The following is a 3,525-nucleotide window of genomic DNA, read 5'->3' as shown; positions in this document are numbered from 1 at the left end:
CTCGTTGGACGTGCCACTGCCGCCGTTCTCCACCCGCTGCTCTTCTTTGATAACGGACTGGTTCATGCGCGACAGGGGGCCGGGCTTGCGGCTGAAGTCCACCGCGACGTCGTAGCCGGGGACCTGGCCGTAGAACTGCTCCACGAACTGCTGCCGCTCCTTCATCTTGCGCTCGAAGATGCGGCGGAAGTCCTCCTGGCCCCGGATGATGTAGGGCGTCAGGAAGAGCAGCAGGTTCGTCTTCGTCTTGCGGCGCGTGGTGTCGCGGAACAGGTGGCCCAGCAGGGGGATGTCACCCAGCACCGGCACCTTGGAGACGGACTCCAGCGTGCGGTCCTGCATGATGCCGCCAATCACCACCGTCTCCATGTCCTTGGCGATGACCGTCGTCTTGGCGCTGCGCTTCGACGTGGTGGGGCCCAGGACGGGGTCGGAGGAGGCGATCTCCTCCGTCTGCTCGGTGATGACGAGCCGGATGAAGTCGCTCTCGTTGATCTGCGGCTTGACGGTGAGCTTCAGCTCCACGTTCTGGCGGGTGATGGGCGCGTACAGCGACCCCAGGCCGCCCAGCGAACCCAGCAGCGACGGATTGATGCCGCCGTTGGCGCCGGCGCCGGCGCCGCCGAGCGAGCTGCCCAGCGCGGACGGGGTGAAGCCGGACTGGAAGGGCACGTTCTGGCCCACCGTGATTTCGGCCTCCTCGTTGTCGCTGGTGAGCAGGTGCGGCGTGGACAGCACGTTCACGTCGGACGACTGCTGCATGGCGTTGAGCACCACGCCGAAGGCCGGGATGTCGATGCCCAGCGCCTTGAGCTCCGGCAGGACGGGGCCCTGGATGCCGGCGAGGAAGCCGCCCATGCTGGCCAGGTTCGCCAGGGAGAAGGACGGCGGGATGGAGCCACCGGAGTAGTTGGTGCCCAGGATGCCGGGGATGGCGCCGTCGTCCGTCTTGAGGCTGAAGCCCTGGTGGAAGTTGATGCCGAACTCGCTGTTGCGGTCCAGGTTCACTTCCATGATCACCGCCTCCACGAACACCTGGCGGCGCGGCTGATCCAGCTGCTGGATGATCTGGACCATGTTCTTGTAGTCGCCCTGGCTGGCGACGATGACCAGCGAGTTGGTGCCCTTGTCGGCGGAGATCTTCACCTCGCCGCTGAAGAGCTCCGCGGCCTGGGCGGGCGCGCGCGGCAGGCCCTGCGGCTGCTGCGGGATGGGGCCGCGCTGGGGGCGGTTGGCGGTGCCCTGCGCGAGCGACTGGAGCGTGCTGGCCAGCTCCTCCGAGTTCGCGTTCTCCAGCGGGTAGACGTTGATCTTGTTGCCGCTGCCGGACGGGATGTCCACCTCGCGCACCAGGTCCTGGATGCGGCCGAAGGCGGCGGGGCTGGCGACGATGATGAGCTTGTTGGTGCGCTCGTCCGGGATGATCTGCGACAGGGTGGCCGCGCCGCCCGTGTCGGTGCCGCCGCCGGCCACGCCCTCCGCGCCGGGGGGAGGCTGGCCGGGCTGGCCTTGCGTGAAGTTGCCGGGGCGCTGGCCCGCGCGGCCGCCCGCGCCGGCCTTGGCTTCAAAGAGCTTCTGGATGGTGTTGGCCACGTCCTGCGCGGTGGCGTACTGCACCTGGATGATGCGCATCTCGTCGCTGGAGGAGCGGCTGTCCAGCTGGTTGATCAGGCGCTCCAGGCGGTGGATGTTGGAGCCCACGTCGTTGACGATGATGGTGTCCGGCGGGTACGGGATGGTGTCGCCGTCCTTGGACACGAGCTGCTGGAGGACGCCGCGCAGCGGCTCCACCTCCACGTACTTGATCTTGAACAGCTTGGTGACCATCTGCTCGTTCGTCGTGTACGGAGTCTCGTCGTCCACGATGGTCGGGATGGGGTTCTGCTTCGCCGAGCGCTTGTCGACGATCTTCAGGAAGCGGCCGTACGGGTAGACGGCCAGGCCGTTCGCGTCCAGGGCGGCGAGGAACGCGGAGTAGAACGAGTCCGCGTCCACCTCCACGCGGCCGTTCTCCGGACCGATGATGGAGATCTTCCCGCGCACGTTCTCCGGGAGGATGAAGGTGCGGCAGGTGGCGTCCGACACGGTCTGGACGAGCTTCTCGATGTCCACCTTGTCGAAGTAGATGCCGTAGCGCGCGTTGCGCCGGGCCTGCTCGCACGAGGGCACCTGACGGGGGCCCTGGCTTTCGGCGGGCGCGGCGGTGCCGTTGCCCTGCGGGGTGATGGTCCGGTCACGTTCGCCCTGGGCCGCGGGAGCGGGGGCCGGGGTACCGGGCTGGGTAGGACGGCGCTGTGCCCACGCGAAGCCGGGGAGCGCGAGGCACAGACAGAGCAGCCAGGACGGGAGCGTCGTCTTCATGGAGGAGCGGGCGCTTTGACGGGGGTGTTTAACGGACGTTGTAGGATTTGCGGATCGGCGCGCCGTTGCGCTCGATCTCGATCTCGATGCGGGAGGAGTCCTTCAGCTTCGAGTAGATCTCCAGCGCCTTCTCGGGGCTGTTCATGTCGAAGCCGTTGATGCGGCGGATGACGTCACCGTTCTGGACGCCGATCTTCGAATAGATGCTGTCCGGGCGGATGGAGAACAGCTTGAAGCCCACCGCCTGGCCGTCCTTGAAGGCCGGCACGATGCGCGCCTGCATCGCCACGTCGTTGAGGTTGCTCAACGTCTTGTCGATTTCGGCCTTGGGGACTTCGTACTCGTTCTCACCCGTGGACTTGATGCCGTTGCCCAGGGAGTTGGGAGCGGTGGCGGCGGGCGTGGCCACGGGGGGCGGGGTGTAGGCGGCGACGGCGCCGTCACCGGGCTGCCCGTCGATGAACTCGCGCCGGCCGTTGTTGTTGATGATGACGCGCTCGCGTTCGATCTCCATGACCGTGGCGCCCATCAGGTTGTTGCCGATCATGTACGTCTGCGAGCGCTGCGTGGTCATGTCCTGGATGGACGCGAAGGACCAGTCCGGGTTGGCCGCGACGAGCGTGCCCAAGAGCTTCACGCGCAGGCCGCTCTTGGCCGGCGGGGCGTTGGCGTCGAACTCCGGCGTCGTGGGCTCCTTCACCGCGACCTCTTCCGCGGGAAGCTTCACGCCGGTGAGGCGCGACAGGCGCTCCGCGTCGATGGTGGCCAGGCCGCTGTCCGCGGCGTGGGTGCGCTGCGCGACGCGGGCGGGAGCCTCGGACGCGGGCGCGGGGGAGATGGAGGATTCGACGAACAGGTTCACCGTGCGCGCCGCCAGCAGGGCGACGAGCAGGATGAACAACAGGTTCACGCTCCAGAAGTACTTGCGAAAGAAGGTTTCCATCACGCTTCCGGGAGAAAGCCAGCCCCACATGGGACCTTGAGCAAGGCAGGTGCCATCGCTGGGCGGGCGTCAAACCCACGACTTACGGCCAAGTCCTTGAAATTATTTCGGAATAGGACGGGGCCCCGGCCAGGAGGACGGCCGGGACAGGACGTCGGGACAAATTGTCAAAAGGGGGCGGGGGCCGGTGTGACGGCCTGTCAGTCCCCGTTGGTGGGGGG

The 3,525-nt window shown here is 67.3% G+C and carries 2 protein-coding genes; both read right to left on the bottom strand.

Annotated features, from left to right (window positions below):
* Positions 1 to 2,361 (bottom strand): type II secretion system secretin GspD (gspD, locus tag D7W81_RS40415; RefSeq protein ID WP_120560639.1); only part of this gene is annotated, 2,361 nt, incomplete at its 3' end.
* Between the two features lie 28 nt (positions 2,362 to 2,389).
* Positions 2,390 to 3,304, bottom strand: a complete 915-nt coding sequence (gspC, locus tag D7W81_RS40410) for a type II secretion system protein GspC (RefSeq protein WP_208721674.1) — start codon at positions 3,302 to 3,304, stop codon at positions 2,390 to 2,392.
* Between the last annotated feature and the right edge of the window lie 221 nt (positions 3,305 to 3,525).

The organism is Corallococcus aberystwythensis (assembly GCF_003612165.1).
GTDB classification, from domain to species: Bacteria; Myxococcota; Myxococcia; order Myxococcales; family Myxococcaceae; genus Corallococcus; species Corallococcus aberystwythensis.
The sequence above is the reverse complement of the archived record's forward strand: the minus strand, read 5'-3'. Positions and strand labels throughout refer to the sequence as shown.